Here is an 18,696-nt window from a genome sequence, read left to right on the forward strand (position 1 = left end):
TCCAAGCCCGCCGCCCTTTCCGGCGCGCGCCGAGCCCATGACCAGCCCCAGCCCACGCATCGCGGAAGTCGTCCGCAACACCGCCGAGACGCGCATCCGCGTCAGCGTCAATCTCGACGGCCAAGGCAGCGCCAAGCTCGCCACCGGCATCGGCTTCTTCGACCACATGCTCGACCAGATCGCGCGCCACGGCCTGATCGACCTCGACATCCATGCCGACGGCGATCTGCACATCGACGGCCATCACACGGTCGAGGATGTGGGCATCGCGCTCGGCCAGGCCGTCGCCAAGGCGGTCGGCGACAAGAAGGGCCTGGTGCGCTACGGCCACAGCTATGTGCCGCTCGACGAGGCGCTGTCGCGCGTGGTGGTCGATTTCTCGGGCCGGCCCGGGCTGGTGCTCGACTGCAAGTTCACCGCCGGCAGCATCGGCGGGCTGGATACGCAGCTGGTGCATGAGTTCTTCCAGGGCTTCGTCAATCACGCGCTGGTCACGCTGCACATCGACAACCTGCGCGGCCACAACGCGCATCACCAGGCCGAGACCATCTTCAAGGCCTTCGGCCGCGCGCTGCGCATGGCCACCAGCCGCGACGAGCGCCTGGGCGATGTCATCCCGAGCACGAAGGGCATGCTGTGAGCGGGCGCATCGTCATCGTCGATTACGGCATGGGCAACATCCGCAGCGTCTATCAGGCCATGCGCCACGGCGCGCCCGAGGCCGATGTGCGCGTGACCAGCGACGCCGCCGAAGTGCTCGCCGCCGACCGCGTCATCCTGCCCGGCCAGGGCGCCATGCCCGACTGCATGCGCTTCCTGCGTGAATCAGGCCTGCAGGACGCGGTGCTGAAGATGGCCGAGACGCATCCGCTGTTCGGCGTGTGCATCGGCGAGCAGATGCTGCTCGACGCCTCGGACGAAACCCACGGCGATCTGCCCACCGGTGGCCTCGGCCTCATCCCCGGCCATTGCGTGCGCTTTCGGCCCGAGGACATGCAGCTGGCCGACGGAACCCGCCTGAAGGTGCCGCACATGGGCTGGAACAACGTGCGGCAAAGCCCGCATGCGATGTGGGCCGGCGTGGAAGACGGCGCCATGTTCTATTTCGTGCACAGCTTTCATGCGCAGGTGAAAGACCCGGCGCATTCGGTCGGCAAAACCCAGTACGGAGCGCCCGAAACGCCTGCCTTTACCTGCGCAATAGCGCGGGATAACATTTTTGCAACCCAGTTTCACCCCGAAAAGTCGTCGACCGCAGGGTTGACGCTGTACCGGAATTTCGCCTCGTGGCAGCCCTGAATCCTTCTGCTTTGGCCGCCCTCATCTCTGCCACCCGCGCCCCTTTCCCATGCTGCTGATTCCTGCAATCGACCTAAAAGACGGTCAGTGCGTTCGCCTCAAGCAAGGCGAAATGAACGATGCCACCGTGTTCTCGGAAGACCCGGGCGCCATGGCCGCCCACTGGCTCGCCCAGGGTGCGCGCCGGCTCCACCTGGTGGACCTGAACGGCGCCTTCGCCGGCAAGCCCAAGAACGAAGCCGCCGTGAAGTCGATCCTCAAGGCCATCGGCGGCCGCATTCCGGTGCAGATCGGCGGCGGCATCCGCGATCTCGACACGATCGAGCGCTATCTCGACGACGGCATCGACTACGTCATCATCGGCACCGCCGCCGTGAAGAACCCGGGCTTTCTGCATGACGCCTGCGGCGCCTTCGGCGGCCACATCATGGTCGGGCTCGATGCCAAGGACGGCAAAGTCGCCACCGACGGCTGGAGCAAGCTCACCGGCCATGAAGTCGTCGACCTCGCCAAGAAGTTCGAGGACTACGGCGTGGAAGGCGTGATCTACACCGACATCGGCCGCGACGGCATGCTCAGCGGCGTGAACATCGAGGCGACGGTCAAGCTGGCGCGCTCGCTCAAGATTCCGGTGATCGCGTCGGGCGGCGTCGCCACCGTCAGCGACATCGAGGCGCTCTGCGCGGTGGAAGACGACGGCGTCGAGGCCGTGATCTGCGGTCGCTCGATCTACACCGGCTCGCTCGACCTAAAGGCCGGACAGGCCCGCGCCGACGAACTGCGCGGCGAGAAGCCGGCCGCCTGACGCGCTGGCGGGCCGCCGCGCCCGCCGGGTTAGCATCGCCGCTTCCCCGACTTCCGCCGAAGAGCCTCCGACCGTGCTCGCCAAACGCATCATTCCCTGCCTCGACGTGACCGCCGGGCGGGTCGTCAAGGGCACCAATTTCGTCGAACTGCGCGACGCCGGCGACCCCGTCGAGATCGCCGCGCGCTACAACGAACAGGGCGCCGACGAACTCACCTTCCTCGACATCACCGCGTCCAGCGACGACCGCGACCTGATCCTGCATGTGATCGAGGCGGTCGCATCGCAGGTGTTCATTCCGCTCACCGTGGGCGGCGGCGTGCGCGAGGTCGGCGACGTGCGCCGGCTGCTCAATGCCGGTGCCGACAAGGTGTCGATCAACACCAGCGCCGTCACCAACCCGCAGCTGGTGGCCGACGCCTCGGCGCGTTACGGCGCGCAGTGCATCGTCATCGCCATCGATGCCAAGCGCCGCACCGGCGCCGGCGAATCGGGCTGGGAGGTGTACACGCACGGCGGCCGCAAGACCACCGGCCTCGACGCGATCGACTGGGCGAAGCGCATCGAAGCGCTCGGCGCCGGCGAAATCCTGCTCACCAGCATGGACCGCGACGGCACGAAGTCGGGCTTCGACCTGGAGCTGACGCGCGCGGTGAGCGACGCCGTCGGCATTCCGGTGATCGCCTCCGGCGGCGTCGGCGGCTTGCAAGACTTGGCCGATGGCGTGTCGATCGGCCGCGCCGATGCGGTGCTGGCGGCGAGCATCTTCCACTTCGGCCAGCACACGGTCGGAGAGGCCAAGCGCTTCATGGCCGCGCAAGGGCTGCCGATGCGGCTGTGATGCAAGATGGCAGTCGGGTGCGCTGCAATGCGGCACGCCCTGGCCGCACTACTCAAACGCTGCGCCACGCTCAACCCAACCCCGTCCACGCCATGAAAACCCAGCTCCGCCGCCTGCTGCGCGAATGGGCGCCGACCGCGCTCTTCCTCGCCTGCATGTTCGCCTTCCGCTCGGCCGCCGCCGACTGGTACCAGATCCCGACTGGCTCGATGCTGCCGACGCTGCAAATCGGCGACCGCGTGCTGGTGGACAACACCGCCTACAACCTGCGCGTGCCGTTCACCGACATTCACCTCGCCGAGCGCGCCATGCCGCAGCGTGGCGATGTCATCACCATGAAGTCGCCGGTCGATGGCGAGCGGCTCATCAAGCGCGTGGTGGCGGTGGCCGGCGACCGCATCGCGGCCTTCAACGGCCAGCTGACGGTCAACGGCGAGGTCCAGCCGGGCCATGCCGGGCATCTGGATTTCGGCCCATATGAAGTGCCGGCCGAGCATGTGTTCGTGATGGGCGACAACCGCGACAACAGCTTCGACTCGCGCTACTGGGGCCCGCTTCCGCTGGCCAATGTGCGCGGCCATGCGATCAAGGTGGTCGCCTCGCTCGACGGCCTGCTGCCGCGCGCCGACCGGCTGTGGGTCGACATCGCGAGCGCCGCGCCATGAGCCGGCACGCCCACGATTGCGCCGATCACGCCCAGGCCGGCGACTGGCTTGATCATGTCCGCTGGGACGACAACGGCCTCGTGCCCGCCATCGCCCAGGAAGCCGCGACCAACGATGTGCTGATGGTGGCCTGGATGAACCGCGACGCGCTCGCCGCCACGCTCGCCCAGGGCGAAGCCGTGTACTGGAGCCGCTCGCGCAAGCGCCTGTGGCACAAGGGCGAGGAAAGCGGCCACACCCAGCGCGTGCTCGAAATCCGGCTCGACTGCGATCAGGACGTGGTCCTGCTCAAGGTCGAGCAGCGTGCTGGCGTGGCCTGCCACACCGGGCGCCATTCCTGCTTCTTCGAACGGCTCGACGCCGGCACCGAAGCGCCGCGCTGGGTCGCGGTCGATCCGGTGCTGGTCGATCCGGAAAGCATCTACAAATGAGTTTCGACGCCAGTCTGCTGCAACGCCTCGCCGCCACCATCGAATCGCGCAAGGGCGCCGATCCGTCCACGTCCTATGTGGCGCGGCTGTTTTCCAAGGGCGAGGACGCCATCCTCAAGAAGATTGCCGAGGAAGCCGGCGAGACGGTGATGGCTGCCAAGGACGCCGAGCACGGCGCCAGGCCCGCCGACGAAGCCGCCCGCCTGCTCACCGGCGAAGTGGCCGATCTCTGGTTTCACAGCCTCGTCCTGCTGGCGCACCACAATCTCGGGCCGGAGGCGGTGCTGGCCGAGCTGGCGCGCCGCGAGGGGCTGTCCGGCATCGACGAGAAGGCGGCGCGCAAGGCCGCCAGCCGCGACGCCGACGAAGCCCGCTGAACCGCATCACACCAAGGGGACAGACATGACCGACTGCATCTTCTGCAAGATCGTGCGCGGCGAAATTCCGGCCAAGGTGGCCTATGAAGATGATGATTTCATCGCCTTCCACGACATCGCGCCGGCGGCTCCGGTGCACCTGCTGCTGATTCCCAAGCAGCACATCGCCAGCCTCGCCGACCTGCGCGAGGAGCACCGCGACCTCATGGGTAAAATGCTCCTCCTCGCCCCCAAACTGGCTGCCGAGCACGGCGCCGGCAACGGTTTCAAGACCTTGTTCAACACGGGCAAGGACGGCGGACAGGTGGTGTTCCACCTCCACATGCACATCATCGGGGGCCCCCGCCCCTGGACCAACGCGCAACTCATCGGCTGATGGCCGGCCGCCCCGGTGGCGCGCGCAACCCCTGAACACACAAGGAATCGACATGGGCAGTCTCAGCATCTGGCATTGGCTCATCGTGCTGGTCATCGTGGTGCTGGTTTTCGGCACCAAGAAGCTGACGAGCGTGGGCAAGGACCTGGGCGGCGCGGTGCGCGGCTTCAAGGAAGGCATGGCCGAAGGCAATGCCGCCGCTTCCACGCCGGCCGACGCGAAGAAGACCATCGACGTCGAAGCGAAGGAAAAGTGATCGCCACGGCGGCCTGTGCCGCCGCGTCCTGCAACTTTCCCCTCCTCACCACGGCAAGCGGCGATGCTCGATTTCAGCTTCGGTGAACTGACCATCATCGGCGCGGTTGCGCTGGTGGTGCTCGGCCCCGAAAAACTCCCCAAGGTTGCGCGCACCGTCGGCAGCTGGGTCGCCAAGGCCCAGCGCTACGTCAACGATGTCAAGGCCGACATCAACCGCGAAGTCGAACTGGCCGAGCTGCGCAAGATGCAGCAGCAGATCGAGGAATCGGCGCGCGATCTGAAGAAGACGGTCGACGACAACCTCCAGACCGTGCATCACGAGATCGACGCGGCGCGCCACGAAGTGCAGCAGCTCGCCGCCGAGACCGAATCGGCCGCGACCGCCGCCCAGGTCAACGAACCCTGGCCGATGCACAAGTGGGAATGCGACGAGCACAACGCCTTCGCACAGGGCGAGTTCGTCAAGCCGGCGCCCACCGTGGAAAGCCTGGCCGCCGAGGTCGAATCGCTGCGCGCGCTGCTTCAGGGCGGCGCCACCGTCGGCTTCAAGTACGCGCCGCGCGCGCGTGCCCTGCGCGTGCGCCGCGCGCTTCGCAGAACCGCCTCATGACCGAACAGCAGCAAGCCCCGGAAGAGAGCTTCATCTCCCACCTGATCGAGCTGCGCCAGCGCCTGGTGCGCGCGGCCATCGCGGTCATTGTCGTGACGCTCGCGCTCACGCCCTTCATGCAGCAGATCTTCGATCTGCTGTCGGCGCCGCTGACGGCCGCGCTGCCGGTCGGCAGCAAGCTGCTCGCCACCGGCGTGATCGCGCCCTTCGTGGTGCCGCTCAAGGTGGTGCTGCTGGTCGGCTTCGTGATCGCCCTGCCCTATGTGCTCTATCAGGCCTGGTCCTTCATCGCGCCCGGGCTGTACCAGCACGAGAAGCGCTTCGCGCTGCCCATCCTCACGTCGAGCTTTCTGCTGTTTCTGGCGGGGATGGCGTTCTGCTATTTCTTCGTGTTCGGCGTGGTGTTCAAGGCCATCACCGGCTTCGCGCCGGCGTCGGTGCAGGTAGCGCCCGACATCGATGCCTATTTCAGCTTCGTGCTCGGCATGTTCCTGGCGTTCGGCCTCACCTTCGAGGTGCCGATCGTGGTCGTGGTGCTGGTGCGCTTCGGCATCGTGTCGGTGGCCAAGCTGCGCGAGGTGCGGCCGTACATGATCGTCGGCGCCTTCGTGGTCGCAGCCATCGTCACGCCGCCCGATGTGGTCTCGCAGCTCATGCTGGCGGTGCCGCTGGCGCTGCTGTATGAGCTGGGCGTGCTGGTCGCCAGCTTCGTCGGCAAGCGCGAGGCGCCGGAAGAAGCCGCCGAGGAAGGCTCCAGCTCCAGCTGATCTGCATCGGCATGAAAAAAGGGCCACCGGACGCGAATCCGGTGGCCCTTTTTCCTTGGGCACTCCCGATCCGCGGACCGGGAGTGCCTGAGCAACGCTTACGAGGCGTCCGAGGCGCTTTCCTCGTTGTGGGCGCTGAGCTCGGCCGAGGCCGGCAGCGCTTCGAGCGCGGCCAGCGCAGCGGCTTCGAGCGCGTCCTGCGATTCCTTCACCTTGCGCGCCGTGTGGTACGCGAGGCCGGTACCGGCCGGGATCAGACGGCCGACGATCACGTTTTCCTTCAGGCCACGCAGTTCGTCGCGCTTGCCCATGATCGCCGCCTCGGTCAGCACCCGGGTCGTTTCCTGGAAGGAAGCGGCCGAGATGAACGAGTCGGTCGACAGCGACGCCTTGGTGATGCCGAGCAGCACGTTGTCGTACAGCGCCGGACGACCGCCCTTGGCGATGACTTCGTCGTTGGCGTCGAACAGCTCCGAACGCTCGACCTGCTCGCCCACGATGAAGGTCGTGTCGCCCGAGTCGGTGATCTGAACCCGGCGCAGCATCTGGCGCACGATGACTTCGATGTGCTTGTCGTTGATCTTCACGCCCTGGAGTCGGTAGACGTCCTGGACTTCATCGACGATGTAGCGCGCCAGCGCCTCGATCCCCAGCAGACGCAGGATGTCCTGCGGATCGGCCGGACCGTCGACGATCAGCTCGCCCTTGTTCACGACCTGACCGTCGTGGACCAGCACGTTCTTGTCCTTGGGGATCAGGAACTCGTGGGCCAGACCGTCGAGGTCGGTGATGATCAGGCGCTGCTTGCCCTTGGTTTCCTTGCCGAAGGTGACCGTGCCGGTGACGTCGGCGAGCATGCCGGCATCCTTGGGCGAACGGGCTTCGAACAGCTCGGCCACGCGCGGCAGGCCGCCGGTGATGTCCCGCGTCTTCTGCGATTCGGTCGGAATCCGCGCCAGCACTTCGCCGCCGCCGATCTGCTGACCGTCCTTCACCGTGATGAGCGCGCCGACCGGGAAGGTGATGGTCACCGGGTGTTCGGTGCCCGGAACCTTCACTTCCTTGCCGTGCTCGTCGAGCAGCTTCACCGTCGGGCGGATCGTCGTGATCTTGGACGTGCTGCGGCGCTTGGAGTCGATGACCACCAGCGTCGACAAGCCCGTGACCTCGTCGATCTGCTTGGCGACCGTCACGCCTTCTTCCACATGCTCGAACTTCACCTGACCGCCGTGCTCGGTGATGATCGGGCGGGTCAGCGGGTCCCAGGTGGCGAGTTGCGTGCCGGCCTTCAGCACCTTGCCGTCGAGTTGCAGCAGCGTGGCGCCGTACGGGATCTTGTGACGTTCGCGCTCGCGGCCGTTGTCGTCGGTGATGATGACTTCGCCCGATCGCGTGATGACGACCTGCTCGCCCTTGGTGTTGGTCACGTAGCGCATGGCGGCGGTGAAACGCACCGTGCCGTTGCTCTTCGCTTCCACGCCCGAGGCCACCGCCGCGCGCGACGCCGCACCGCCGATGTGGAAGGTCCGCATCGTCAGCTGGGTGCCGGGCTCGCCGATCGACTGGGCAGCAATCACGCCGACCGCTTCGCCGGTGTTCACCAGCGAGCCACGACCCAGGTCGCGGCCATAGCACTTGGCGCAGATGCCGTAGCGCGTGGCGCAGGTCAGCGCCGTGCGCACCTTCACCTCGTCGATGCCGAGCGCCTCGATCGATTCGACCGCATCCTCGTCCAGCAGCGTGCCGGCCGGGAACACGACTTCGTTGGTCTCGGGATGGTTCACGTCGAGCGCGGTGGTGCGGCCGAGAATCCGGTCGCGCAGCGCCTCGATGACTTCACCGCCCTCGACCAGCGCGCGCATGACCACGCCCGAATCGGTGCCGCAATCGTCCTCGATCACGACCAGATCCTGGGTCACGTCGACCAGACGCCGCGTCAGGTAACCCGAGTTCGCCGTCTTCAGCGCCGTGTCCGCCAGACCCTTCCGGGCCCCGTGGGTGGAGATGAAGTACTGCAGAACGTTCAGGCCTTCGCGGAAGTTCGCGGTAATCGGCGTCTCGATGATCGAGCCGTCAGGCTTGGCCATCAGGCCGCGCATGCCCGCCAGCTGGCGAATCTGCGCCGCGGAACCGCGCGCGCCCGAGTCGGCCATCATGTAGATGGCGTTGAACGACTCCTGGTCGACTTCCTTGCCGTGGCGGTCGGTGACCTTCTCGACGGCCAGGAACTTCATCATTTCCTTGCCGACGTGGTCGCCGGCGCGGCCCCAGATGTCGATGACCTTGTTGTAGCGCTCGCCCTTGGTGACGAGACCCGAGGCGTACTGCTGCTCGATCTCCTTCACCTCGTTTTCGGCGGCGCCCACGATGCCTTCCTTGCTCGCCGGAATGAGCATGTCGCCCATCGCGATCGAGATGCCGGCGCGCGTGGCCAGCCGGAAACCGGCCTGCATCAACTGGTCGGCGAACACCACCGTGGCACGCAGGCCGCAGCGACGGAACGACGTGTTGATGAGCTTGGAGATTTCCTTCTTCTTCAGCGCCCGGTTCATCACCGAGAACGGCAGACCTTCCGGAAGAATCGTCGACAGCAGCGCGCGACCCACCGTGGTGTCGTAGCGCGTGATCTTCGGCGTGCGGATGCCCGTCGCCTTGTCGACCTCGACCTCGCCGATGCGCACCGTGATGCGCGTGTTGATCTCGGCTTCCTTGTTGTCGTAGGCGCGCTGAACCTCGTCCACGTCGGCGAAGATCATGCCCTCGCCCTTGCCGTTGATCTTGTCGCGGGTGGCGTAGTACAGGCCCAGCACGATGTCCTGCGACGGCACGATCGACGGATCGCCGGAAGCCGGAAACAGGATGTTGTTCGACGCCAGCATCAGCGAGCGCGCTTCCATCTGCGCTTCGAGCGACAGCGGCACGTGGACGGCCATCTGGTCACCGTCGAAGTCGGCGTTGAACGCCGCGCAGACGAGCGGATGCAGCTGAATGGCCTTGCCCTCGACCAGGGTCGGCTCGAAGGCCTGGATGCCCAGACGGTGCAGCGTCGGCGCGCGGTTCAGCATGATCGGATGCTGGCGGATCACCTCTTCGAGGATGTCCCACACTTCCGGAATCTGCGATTCCACGGCCTTCTTCGCCGCCTTGATCGTGGGCGCGAGGCCCATCTGCTCAAGCCGGTTGAAGATGAAGGGCTTGAACAGCTCCAGCGCCATCAGCTTGGGCAGACCGCACTGATGCAGCTTGAGCGTCGGGCCCACCACGATGACCGAACGGCCCGAGTAGTCGACGCGCTTGCCCAGCAGGTTCTGGCGGAACCGGCCGCCCTTGCCCTTGATCATCTCGGCCAGCGACTTCAGCGGACGCTTGTTCGCGCCCGTCATCGCCTTGCCGCGACGACCGTTGTCGAGCAGCGAGTCGACCGCCTCCTGCAGCATCCGCTTTTCGTTGCGGACGATGATTTCCGGCGCCTTCAGCTCGAGCAGGCGCTTGAGACGGTTGTTCCGGTTGATGACGCGGCGATACAGGTCGTTCAGGTCCGACGTGGCGAAGCGGCCGCCGTCCAGCGGCACCAGCGGACGCAGTTCCGGCGGCAGCACCGGCAGCACTTCCATCACCATCCAGTCGGGCTTGATGCCCGACTTCTGGAAGCCCTCGAGCACCTTCAGGCGCTTGGCGATCTTCTTGATCTTGGCTTCCGAGCCGGTCGCGGCCAGATCCTGGCGCAGCTGCTCGATGTCCTTCTCGATGTCGATCGTGCGCAGCAGTTCGCGCACGCCTTCAGCGCCCATGAAGGCGGTGAATTCATCGGGATTCTTTTCCCATTCCTGGTCGTACTGGTCGGGCGACAGGATTTGCGCGCGCTTCAGCGGCGTCATGCCCGGATCGGTCACGACGAATGCCTCGAAGTACAGCACGCGTTCGATGTCGCGCAGCGTCATGTCGAGCACCATGCCCAGACGCGACGGCAGCGACTTCAGGAACCAGATGTGCGCGACCGGCGAGGCCAGCTCGATATGGCCCATGCGCTCGCGGCGCACCTTGGCCAGCGTGACTTCGACGCCGCACTTTTCGCAGATGACGCCGCGGTGCTTGAGCCGCTTGTACTTGCCGCACAGGCACTCGTAGTCCTTGATGGGCCCGAAGATCTTGGCGCAGAACAGGCCATCGCGTTCCGGCTTGAACGTGCGGTAGTTGATGGTCTCGGGCTTCTTCACTTCCCCGAACGACCACGAGCGAATCTTCTCGGGCGACGCGAGGCCAATGCGGATCGCGTCGAATTGTTCGTCCTGTTGGACCTGCTTGAATAGATCGAGTAGCGCCTTCATGCGTCCTCCTTGCAGTCCCGATTAGTTGCGTTCGAGATCGATGTCGATCCCGAGCGAACGAATTTCCTTCACCAGCACGTTGAACGACTCGGGCATGCCCGCATCGATCACGTGATCGCCCTTGACGATGTTCTCGTAGACCTTGGTCCGGCCGTTCACGTCGTCCGACTTCACCGTCAGCATTTCCTGCAGGACGTAGGAAGCGCCGTAGGCTTCGAGCGCCCACACTTCCATTTCCCCGAAACGCTGGCCACCGAACTGCGCCTTGCCGCCCAGCGGCTGCTGGGTCACGAGCGAGTACGGGCCGGTCGAGCGCGCATGCATCTTGTCGTCGACCAGGTGATGCAGCTTCAGCACATGCATGTAGCCGACCGTGACCGGGCGGTCGAATGCCTCGCCGGTGCGGCCGTCGTACAGCCGGGCCTGGGTCTTGGCCGGCGTGAGTTGCAGCTTGGCCGCGATGTCGTCCGGGTAGGCCATGTCGAGCGCACCCTTGATTTCAGCCTCGGTCGCGCCGTCGAACACCGGCGTCGCGAAGGGCAGGCCCTTGCGCAGGTTCTGCGCCAGTTCCATCACCTCGACGTCGGTGAACGAGTCGATGTCTTCCTGCTTGCCCGAGAAGTTGTAGATCTTCTTGAGCGCCTCGCGCACCTGCGACGCCTCGGACCGGTTGTGGTCCTTGAGCATGTCGTCGATGCGCTGGCCGATGCCCTTGCCGGCCCAGCCCAGATGCACTTCGAGCACCTGACCGACATTCATCCGCGACGGCACGCCGAGCGGGTTCAGCACGATGTCCACCGGCGTGCCGTCGGCCATGTGCGGCAGGTCTTCCACCGGCACGATGCGCGAGACCACACCCTTGTTGCCGTGACGGCCGGCCATCTTGTCGCCGGGCTGAAGACGACGCTTCACGGCGATGTAGACCTTGACCATCTTCAGCACGCCCGGCGGCAGTTCGTCGCCCTGGGTCAGCTTCTTGCGCTTCTCTTCGAAGTCGATGTCGAACTGGTGGCGCTTCTGCTGGATGGCCTCCTTGGTGGCTTCCAGCATCGCGGCCGCTTCCTCGTCGTCGAGGCGGATGTCGAACCAGTGATAGCGCTCGAGTTCGGCCATGTAGTCCTGGGTCAGGACCGTGCCCTTCGGCAGCTTCTTGGGGCCGCCGCTGGCGGTCTTGCCGATCAGCGCGCGTTCCAGACGCTGGAACGCGTCGGCCTCGACGATGCGCAGCTGGTCGTTCAGGTCGAGGCGGTAGCGCTTCAGCTCGTCGTCGATGATCTGCTGGGCGCGCTTGTCGCGCTGGATGCCTTCGCGGGTGAACACCTGCACGTCGATGACCGTGCCGCTCATGCCCGAGGGCACGCGCAGCGAGGTGTCCTTCACGTCCGACGCCTTCTCGCCGAAGATCGCGCGCAGCAGCTTTTCTTCCGGCGTCAGCTGGGTCTCGCCCTTGGGCGTGACCTTGCCGACCAGCACGTCGCCGGCGGTGACTTCGGCGCCGATGTAGACGATGCCCGAGTCATCCAGACGCGCGAGCTGGTTTTCGGCCAGGTTCGAGATGTCGCGGGTGATTTCTTCCGGTCCGAGCTTGGTGTCGCGGGCGACGACGTTCAGTTCCTCGATGTGGATCGAGGTGTAGCGGTCGTCGGCCACCACGCGTTCGCTGATGAGGATCGAATCCTCGAAGTTGTAGCCGTTCCACGGCATGAACGCGACCAGCATGTTCTGGCCAAGCGCCAGCTCGCCCATGTCGGTCGAGGCGCCGTCGGCCACCACGTCACCGCGTGCCACCACATCGCCGATGCGCACGATCGGGCGCTGGTTGATGTTGGTGTTCTGGTTCGAGCGCGTGTACTTGGTGAGGTTGTAGATATCCACACCCACTTCGCCGGCCGGCGTTTCCGCGTCGTTCACGCGGATGACCACGCGGGTCGAGTCGACGAAGTCGACCTTGCCGCCGCGCAGCGCCTTCACCACCGTGCCCGAGTCGACGGCCACGGTACGCTCGACGCCGGTACCCGAGAACGGCTTTTCGGGCCGCAGGCAGGGCACGGCCTGACGCTGCATGTTCGCGCCCATCAGCGCGCGGTTCGCATCGTCATGTTCCAGGAACGGGATCAGCGAGGCCGCGACCGACACGATCTGCGACGGCGCCACGTCCATGTACTGGATCTTGTCGGGCGTCACCATCATCGTTTCGCCAGCTTCGCGCGCCGAGACCAGGTCTTCGGACAGCGTGCCGTCAGCGTCGATTTCCGCGTTCGCCTGAGCGATCACATAGCGGCCTTCTTCAATCGCCGACAGGTAGTCGATCTGGTCGGTGACCTTCTGACCCTCGACCTTGCGGTACGGGGTTTCGAGGAAGCCGTACTCGTTCAGGCGCGCATACAGCGCCAGCGAGTTGATCAGGCCGATGTTCGGGCCTTCCGGCGTCTCGATCGGGCAGACGCGACCGTAATGGGTCGGATGCACGTCGCGCACCTCGAAGCCGGCGCGCTCGCGCGTCAGACCGCCCGGGCCGAGGGCCGAGACGCGACGCTTGTGCGTGATTTCCGACAGCGGATTCGTCTGATCCATGAACTGCGACAACTGCGACGAACCGAAGAATTCGCGGATGGCGGCGCTGATCGGCTTGCTGTTGATCAGGTCATGCGGCATCAGGTTCTCGGTCTCGGCCTGGCCAAGACGTTCCTTGACCGCGCGCTCGACACGCACCAGACCGGCACGGAACTGGTTCTCGGCCAGTTCGCCAACGCAACGCACGCGGCGATTGCCCAGGTGATCGATGTCGTCGACTTCACCGCGACCGTTGCGCAGCTCGACCAGCGTCTTGATGACCGCGAGGATGTCCTCGTTGGTCAGCGTCATCGGACCGGTCACTTCGTCGCGCTGGATGCGGCGGTTGAACTTCATGCGGCCGACCTTGGACAGGTCGTAGGACTCTTCCGCGAAGAACAGGCGATGGAACAGCGCCTCGACCGCGTCTTCGGTGGGCGGCTCGCCCGGACGCATCATCCGGTAGATGGCCACGCGCGCGGCGAGCTGGCTGTCGGTCTCGTCGGCACGCAGGGTCTGCGAGATGTACGGGCCGTGATCCAGATCGTTCGTGAAGATCGTCTTGATCTCGTGGATGTCGGCGTCGCGCAGCGTCTTGAGCAGACCTTCGGTCAGCTCGTCGTTGGCGTTCGCGACGATCTCGCCCGTCTCCGGGTTCACCACGTTGGTGGCGAGCACATGGCCGATCAGATAGTCCTCGGGCACCGAAATGACCTTGATGCCGGCCGCTTCCATGTCGCGGATGTTCTTCGCGTTGATGCGCTTGTCCTTCTGCACCAGCAGCTTGCCGCTCTTGTCGACGATGTCGAACTTGGCGATCTCGCCGCGCATGCGCGACGACTCGAACTGCATCAGCGCGCCTTCGGTCTGGAGCGTGAAATGGTCGAAGGAGAAGAAATTGGCGAGGATCTGCTCCGGCGCCATGCCGATGGCCTTGAGCAGGATCGTCACCGGCATCTTGCGACGACGGTCGACGCGGAAGAACAGGATGTCCTTCGGATCGAATTCGAAGTCGAGCCAGGAGCCGCGGTAGGGAATGATTCGCGCCGAGAACAGCAACTTGCCCGAGCTGTGAGTCTTGCCCTTGTCATGCTCGAAGAACACGCCGGGCGACCGGTGCAGCTGCGAGACGATGACGCGCTCGGTGCCGTTGATGATGAAGGAGCCGTTCACGGTCATGAGCGGCATTTCGCCCATGTAGACCTCTTGCTCCTTCATCTCCTTGATCGTGGGCTTGCTCGCCTCGCGATCCATGATGACGAGGCGCACCTTCGCCCGCAGCGGGGCGGCGAAGGTCAGGCCACGCTGCTGGCATTCCTTGACGTCGAAGACGGGGTTTCCAAGCTGATAGCTCACGAATTCCAGCCGCGCCATCTGGTTATGGCTGGAAATCGGGAACACCGAATTGAACGCCGCCTGAAGCCCGTCGATTTGCCGTTGCGCCACGGGCACGTCGGCTTGCAGAAAGGCCGTATACGATTCGATCTGCGTCGTGAGCAGGAAAGGGACGGCGTGGACCGCATCGCGCTTGGCGAAGCTTTTGCGGATCCGCTTCTTTTCGGTGAACGAATAGGACATGTAGGCTCCGTTCTATGACAGAGAAAAGTAGGCGATGACCTTGTCGGTGGATCGATGGCCGGCCCGCAAGGTCATGGCCGACTTTTCTCGCGCGAAACGCCTTGTTTCAAAGCGATCCGCAAAAACGCAAAAACCCGGAAGGTCGCGAGCGACCCTCCGGGTATGACGACAAGGCGAATTACTTGAGTTCGGCCTTGGCGCCAGCTTCTTCCAGCTTCTTCTTGGCTGCTTCGGCGTCGGCCTTGGCAATGCCTTCCTTGACGGGCTTCGGCGCGCCGTCGACCAGATCCTTGGCTTCCTTCAGGCCCAGGCCCGTCAGTTCGCGCACGGCCTTGATGACGTTGACCTTGTTCGCGCCGATTTCGGTCAGCACAACGGTGAACTCGGTTTGCTCTTCGACGACCGGGGCGGCAGCGCCACCAGCCGGAGCAGCCACGGCGACGGCAGCAGCAGCAGCCGAGACGCCGAACTTCTCTTCGAGGTCCTTGATCAGTTCCGACAGTTCGAGCACGGTCAGACCGGCGATCGCGTCGATGATTTCAACTTTCGTGAGTGCCATTTGAATTACTCCAAAACAAAGATGGGATGAGATTCCGGAAGTGAACAGGCGTTACTCAGCCTGTTCGGCCTTCTGGTCGCGGACGGCGGCGAGGCCACGCACGAACTTGGAAGGCACTTCATTGAGCGTGCGAACGAATTGCGCGATCGGAGCCTGGATGGTGCCAAGCAGCTTGGCCAGCAGTTCCTCACGGCTCGGCATCGTGGCCAGGGCTTTCACGCCATTGGCATCGAGAACCGAATTGGGCAGCGAACCGGCCTTGAGGACCAGCTTGTCATTGCCCTTCGCAAAATCGTTCAGCACCTTGGCGGCAGAAACCGGATCGGCGGAAAAGCCGTAGATCAGCGGTCCGACCATGTTGTCGGAGAGCTTTTCGAACGGCGTACCGACGACGGCACGGCGAGCCAGGGTGTTTTTCAGCACGCGCAGGTAGACACCCGATTCACGCGCCTTGCGACGCAGCTCGGTGATCTTGCCCACTTCCAGACCACGGTATTCGGCGATGACGATCGACTGGGCCTTGGCAACTTCTGCCGAGATCTCGTCGATGACAACCGCCTTCTCATTGCGATTGAGAGCCACGGTCCTACTCCACTGAATGGTGCTCGGTCGAAAGACCTTGCACCGGCCACAAAACGGCGACCGAGGTTTGGAGCATCCACATCAAATGACACTGCAAATCTTCGGGACCGCCATCTACGCTGGGCAATCGATTAAGGCTCGCATCGACATCAGCTTGCCCCCAGCGGTCTTTGACAACCCACGCCCGGCTTGACCGGCCAGGCGTGGCCCAAAGTCATTGCGGAATTCTTCTCGAATCCCGACTTGAATCCGGTATCAGGCCGCGACGAGCGAGGTCTGATCGACACGCACACCCACGCCCATCGTGCTCGACACGGCGAGCTTGCGCAGGTAGACGCCCTTGGCGGCAGCCGGCTTGGCCTTGTTCAGCGCTTCGATCAGCGCGCTCAGATTGCTTTGCAGCGCTTCCGGCGTGAACGAGGCGCGGCCGATCGTCGCGTGGATGATGCCGGCCTTGTCGGTGCGGTACTGAACCTGACCGGCCTTGGCGTTCTTCACCGCGGTGACGACATCGGGCGTGACCGTGCCGACCTTCGGATTCGGCATCAGGCCGCGCGGACCGAGGATCTGGCCCAGCGTGCCGACGACGCGCATCGTGTCCGGCGAAGCGATCACGATGTCGAAGTTGAGATTGCCGGCCTTGACCTGTTCGGCCAGGTCTTCAAGACCCACGATGTCGGCGCCGGCAGCCTTGGCTTCTTCAGCCTTGGCGCCTTGGGCGAACACAGCAACGCGCACGCTCTTGCCGGTACCGGCCGGCAGCACGACCGAACCTCGAACCACTTGGTCCGACTTCTTCGGATCGACGCCGAGTTGAACCGACACGTCGACCGATTCGTCGAACTTGGCGTTGGCGGTTTCCTTGATCAGGGCGATGGCTTCGCCGATCGGATAGAACTTGCTGCGATCGATCTTGGCGCGGATCGCCTTGTTGCGCTTGGTTTGTTGGGCAGCCATTTACAGACCCTCCACCGTGATGCCCATCGAACGGGCGCTGCCCGCGATGGTGCGCACTGCCGCGTCGAGATCGGCAGCCGTCAGATCCTTGAGCTTGGTCTTGGCGATTTCCTCGGCTTGCGCGCGGGTAATCGAGCCAACCTTGTCGGTATGCGGCTTCGGGGAACCCTTCTGGATGCCCGCCGCCTTCTTGATGAGGATGGTCGCCGGCGGCGTCTTCATCACGAAGGTGAACGACTTGTCCGCGTAGGCGGTGATCACCACCGGAATCGGCAGGCCCACTTCAACACCCTGAGTCTGGGCATTGAATGACTTGCAGAATTCCATGATGTTCAGGCCGCGCTGACCCAGCGCGGGACCGATCGGGGGCGACGGATTCGCCTTCCCGGCCGGCACTTGCAGCTTGATGAAGCCGATGATTTTCTTGGCCATTTTGCTTCCAATAGCACGAGTGATAACGCCGTTTCGGTCATCCGAAGATTTCCTACTGCGGCTCCTCAGGGACTGTCAGCGCCGTCCCAATCGCGAACGCCTGTCTTTCGACAGCGTCGTCAGGCCTTTTCGACCTGACCGAATTCCAGCTCAACCGGCGTGGCGCGACCGAAGATCGTGACCGAGACGCGCAAGCGACTTTTCTCGTAATTCACTTCTTCGACATTGCCATTGAAATCGGTGAACGGACCGTCCTTGACCCGCACCATTTCGCCCACTTCGAACAGCACCTTGGGGCGCGGCTTTTCGACCCCTTCCTGCATCTGCGTCAGGATCTTGTCGACTTCGCGCTGGCTGATCGGAGTCGGCTTGTTGCCCACGCCACCAACAAAACCGGTCACCTTGTTGGTGTTCTTCACCAGATGCCAGCTGTCGTCGGTCATTTCCATTTCGACTAGTACATAGCCCGGAAAAAACCGACGCTCCGAAATGGACTTGTGGCCATTCTTGATTTCAACCACTTCTTCGGACGGCACGAGAATGCGCCCGAACTTGTCTTGCATGCCCGCGCGGTCAATACGTTCCTGCAAGGCACGCTGCACACTTTTTTCCATTCCGGAATAGGCATGCACGACGTACCAGCGCTTTTGGGCAGATGCCGAGTTTTCTTCCATTAGCGCTTCCACCCAAGAATGAGGTCATAAAGAAGCCATTCGAGCCCCTTGTCGACCAGCCACAGAAACAGTGCCATCACGACAACGAACGCGAAAATCACGCCAGTCATCTGAAGGGTTTCCTTCCGAGTGGGCCAAGTGACCCGACGAGCCTCGAGATAAGACTCGCGCGCGAAGCCGAGAAAGCGTCGGCCAGGCTCGCTAGCCCATGCGATGCCGACTGCAACGCCAATCGCCACGAGCATCACGACGACACGAAGAACCATCGGCTGTGCCGACAGTGCATAAAAGCCGCCAACACCGGCCACGACGACGAGCAAGGAGAGTGCAACCTTGACCTTGTCGGCGGCCGTCATCACGGTCTCGACGCTGCGATTTGTCATTGATGAGGCACTGCCGATTGCCGGCAGTGCTTTCGTTAGATGGCAGGGGCAGAGGGAATCGAACCCCCAACCTTCGGTTTTGGAGACCGACGCTCTGCCAATTGAGCTATGCCCCTAGAAACAGCTGTGGCCCGCATCGTGCTCAGGCGTCTGGGCTTGGCAACCCAGACTCGCAACGACAAGGCCGTGAAACCTACTTACTCGATGACCTTGGCGACGAC

At 64.2% G+C, this 18,696-nt stretch carries 19 protein-coding genes and 1 tRNA gene; 11 read left to right on the forward strand and 9 right to left on the reverse strand.

From position 1 onward, the window contains the following. Positions 1–37 precede the first annotated feature (37 nt). The 11 genes from hisB to tatC all read left to right on the forward strand — a co-directional run bounded on the left by hisB (position 38) and on the right by tatC (position 6,429). Positions 38–640 carry an imidazoleglycerol-phosphate dehydratase HisB gene (hisB, locus tag B9P64_RS21345; RefSeq protein ID WP_085318124.1) on the forward strand — a complete coding sequence of 201 codons (603 nt, stop codon included), beginning with the start codon at positions 38–40 and terminating at the stop codon, positions 638–640. Then, a complete protein-coding gene (gene hisH, locus B9P64_RS21350; protein WP_268877156.1) occupies positions 637–1,299 on the forward strand; it encodes an imidazole glycerol phosphate synthase subunit HisH in 663 nt (220 codons plus the stop codon). Before hisB ends, hisH begins: the two co-directional genes overlap by 4 nt. A gap of 49 nt (positions 1,300–1,348) precedes the next feature. Beyond that, positions 1,349–2,104: a 1-(5-phosphoribosyl)-5-[(5-phosphoribosylamino)methylideneamino]imidazole-4-carboxamide isomerase gene (gene hisA / locus B9P64_RS21355; protein ID WP_085318125.1), complete on the forward strand. Its 756-nt coding sequence runs from the start codon at positions 1,349–1,351 to the stop codon at positions 2,102–2,104. 73 nt (positions 2,105–2,177) lie between these two features. Beyond that, positions 2,178–2,945, forward strand: coding sequence for an imidazole glycerol phosphate synthase subunit HisF (gene hisF, locus B9P64_RS21360; protein ID WP_085318126.1), 768 nt, complete (start codon positions 2,178–2,180; stop codon positions 2,943–2,945). Positions 2,946–3,037: 92 nt separating this feature from the next. Further along, complete coding sequence (lepB, locus tag B9P64_RS21365; protein WP_139826450.1) at positions 3,038–3,610, forward strand: signal peptidase I; 573 nt, start codon at positions 3,038–3,040, stop codon at positions 3,608–3,610. Next, on the forward strand, positions 3,607–4,041 hold the full coding sequence (gene hisI, locus B9P64_RS21370; RefSeq protein WP_085318127.1) for a phosphoribosyl-AMP cyclohydrolase: 435 nt from the start codon (positions 3,607–3,609) through the stop codon (positions 4,039–4,041). Before lepB ends, hisI begins: the two co-directional genes overlap by 4 nt. After that, entirely contained in the window at positions 4,038–4,418 is a 381-nt protein-coding gene (locus B9P64_RS21375) for a phosphoribosyl-ATP diphosphatase (RefSeq protein ID WP_085318128.1), read from the forward strand. Before hisI ends, B9P64_RS21375 begins: the two co-directional genes overlap by 4 nt. Before the next feature lie 25 nt (positions 4,419–4,443). Continuing rightward, positions 4,444–4,794 (forward strand): histidine triad nucleotide-binding protein, encoded by a 351-nt coding sequence (locus B9P64_RS21380; RefSeq protein ID WP_085318129.1) that lies wholly within the window; start codon positions 4,444–4,446, stop codon positions 4,792–4,794. Between the two features lie 52 nt (positions 4,795–4,846). Further along, positions 4,847–5,050 carry a Sec-independent protein translocase subunit TatA gene (tatA, locus tag B9P64_RS21385; RefSeq protein WP_085318130.1) on the forward strand — a complete coding sequence of 68 codons (204 nt, stop codon included), beginning with the start codon at positions 4,847–4,849 and terminating at the stop codon, positions 5,048–5,050. A gap of 63 nt (positions 5,051–5,113) precedes the next feature. Then, positions 5,114–5,662: a Sec-independent protein translocase protein TatB gene (tatB, locus tag B9P64_RS21390; protein ID WP_085318131.1), complete on the forward strand. Its 549-nt coding sequence runs from the start codon at positions 5,114–5,116 to the stop codon at positions 5,660–5,662. After that, positions 5,659–6,429, forward strand: a complete 771-nt coding sequence (tatC, locus tag B9P64_RS21395) for a twin-arginine translocase subunit TatC (RefSeq protein WP_085318132.1) — start codon at positions 5,659–5,661, stop codon at positions 6,427–6,429. The genes tatB and tatC overlap by 4 nt, the downstream gene beginning before the upstream one ends. Positions 6,430–6,527: 98 nt before the next feature. Here tatC and rpoC read toward each other — a convergent pair whose 3' ends face one another. From rpoC to B9P64_RS21440, 9 genes are all read right to left on the reverse strand, one after another. Beyond that, entirely contained in the window at positions 6,528–10,757 is a 4,230-nt protein-coding gene (rpoC, locus tag B9P64_RS21400) for a DNA-directed RNA polymerase subunit beta' (RefSeq protein WP_085318133.1), read from the reverse strand. 21 nt (positions 10,758–10,778) lie between these two features. Beyond that, a complete protein-coding gene (gene rpoB, locus B9P64_RS21405; RefSeq protein WP_085318134.1) occupies positions 10,779–14,888 on the reverse strand; it encodes a DNA-directed RNA polymerase subunit beta in 4,110 nt (1,369 codons plus the stop codon). 178 nt (positions 14,889–15,066) lie between these two features. Continuing rightward, positions 15,067–15,447, reverse strand: coding sequence for a 50S ribosomal protein L7/L12 (gene rplL, locus B9P64_RS21410; protein ID WP_085318135.1), 381 nt, complete (start codon positions 15,445–15,447; stop codon positions 15,067–15,069). A gap of 51 nt (positions 15,448–15,498) precedes the next feature. Beyond that, a complete protein-coding gene (gene rplJ / locus B9P64_RS21415) occupies positions 15,499–16,029 on the reverse strand; it encodes a 50S ribosomal protein L10 (protein ID WP_085318136.1) in 531 nt (176 codons plus the stop codon). Positions 16,030–16,284: 255 nt separating this feature from the next. After that, positions 16,285–16,986, reverse strand: coding sequence for a 50S ribosomal protein L1 (gene rplA, locus B9P64_RS21420; protein ID WP_085318137.1), 702 nt, complete (start codon positions 16,984–16,986; stop codon positions 16,285–16,287). Then, a complete protein-coding gene (rplK, locus tag B9P64_RS21425) occupies positions 16,987–17,418 on the reverse strand; it encodes a 50S ribosomal protein L11 (RefSeq protein WP_085318138.1) in 432 nt (143 codons plus the stop codon). Between the two features lie 119 nt (positions 17,419–17,537). Beyond that, complete coding sequence (nusG, locus tag B9P64_RS21430; protein WP_085318139.1) at positions 17,538–18,092, reverse strand: transcription termination/antitermination protein NusG; 555 nt, start codon at positions 18,090–18,092, stop codon at positions 17,538–17,540. Further along, the gene (gene secE / locus B9P64_RS21435) at positions 18,092–18,475 is read right to left on the reverse strand and encodes a preprotein translocase subunit SecE (RefSeq protein ID WP_085318140.1); all 384 of its coding nucleotides are present in this window, start codon (positions 18,473–18,475) and stop codon (positions 18,092–18,094) included. Before secE ends, nusG begins: the two co-directional genes overlap by 1 nt. Before the next feature lie 40 nt (positions 18,476–18,515). Then, positions 18,516–18,591: transfer RNA gene (locus B9P64_RS21440), tRNA-Trp, on the reverse strand. Positions 18,592–18,696 lie beyond the last annotated feature (105 nt).

Origin of the sequence: Derxia lacustris, assembly GCF_002105195.1 — a bacterium.
Classification (GTDB): Bacteria; Pseudomonadota; Gammaproteobacteria; order Burkholderiales; family Burkholderiaceae_E; genus Derxia; species Derxia lacustris.

Bases quoted from the DNA above. Each gene is read 5' to 3' on its own strand.
- secE (WP_085318140.1), bottom strand. From the start codon at position 18,475: ATGACAAATCGCAGCGTCGAGACCGTGATGACGGCCGCCGACAAGGTC.
- B9P64_RS21375 (WP_085318128.1), top strand. From the start codon at position 4,038: ATGAGTTTCGACGCCAGTCTGCTGCAACGCCTCGCCGCCACCATCGAA.
- B9P64_RS21380 (WP_085318129.1), top strand. From the start codon at position 4,444: ATGACCGACTGCATCTTCTGCAAGATCGTGCGCGGCGAAATTCCGGCC.
- rplA (WP_085318137.1), bottom strand. From the start codon at position 16,986: ATGGCTGCCCAACAAACCAAGCGCAACAAGGCGATCCGCGCCAAGATC.
- hisA (WP_085318125.1), top strand. From the start codon at position 1,349: ATGCTGCTGATTCCTGCAATCGACCTAAAAGACGGTCAGTGCGTTCGC.
- tatA (WP_085318130.1), top strand. From the start codon at position 4,847: ATGGGCAGTCTCAGCATCTGGCATTGGCTCATCGTGCTGGTCATCGTG.
- rpoB (WP_085318134.1), bottom strand. From the start codon at position 14,888: ATGTCCTATTCGTTCACCGAAAAGAAGCGGATCCGCAAAAGCTTCGCC.
- hisB (WP_085318124.1), top strand. From the start codon at position 38: ATGACCAGCCCCAGCCCACGCATCGCGGAAGTCGTCCGCAACACCGCC.
- rpoC (WP_085318133.1), bottom strand. From the start codon at position 10,757: ATGAAGGCGCTACTCGATCTATTCAAGCAGGTCCAACAGGACGAACAA.
- rplL (WP_085318135.1), bottom strand. From the start codon at position 15,447: ATGGCACTCACGAAAGTTGAAATCATCGACGCGATCGCCGGTCTGACC.
- rplK (WP_085318138.1), bottom strand. From the start codon at position 17,418: ATGGCCAAGAAAATCATCGGCTTCATCAAGCTGCAAGTGCCGGCCGGG.
- nusG (WP_085318139.1), bottom strand. From the start codon at position 18,092: ATGGAAGAAAACTCGGCATCTGCCCAAAAGCGCTGGTACGTCGTGCAT.
- hisI (WP_085318127.1), top strand. From the start codon at position 3,607: ATGAGCCGGCACGCCCACGATTGCGCCGATCACGCCCAGGCCGGCGAC.
- tatC (WP_085318132.1), top strand. From the start codon at position 5,659: ATGACCGAACAGCAGCAAGCCCCGGAAGAGAGCTTCATCTCCCACCTG.
- tatB (WP_085318131.1), top strand. From the start codon at position 5,114: ATGCTCGATTTCAGCTTCGGTGAACTGACCATCATCGGCGCGGTTGCG.
- lepB (WP_139826450.1), top strand. From the start codon at position 3,038: ATGAAAACCCAGCTCCGCCGCCTGCTGCGCGAATGGGCGCCGACCGCG.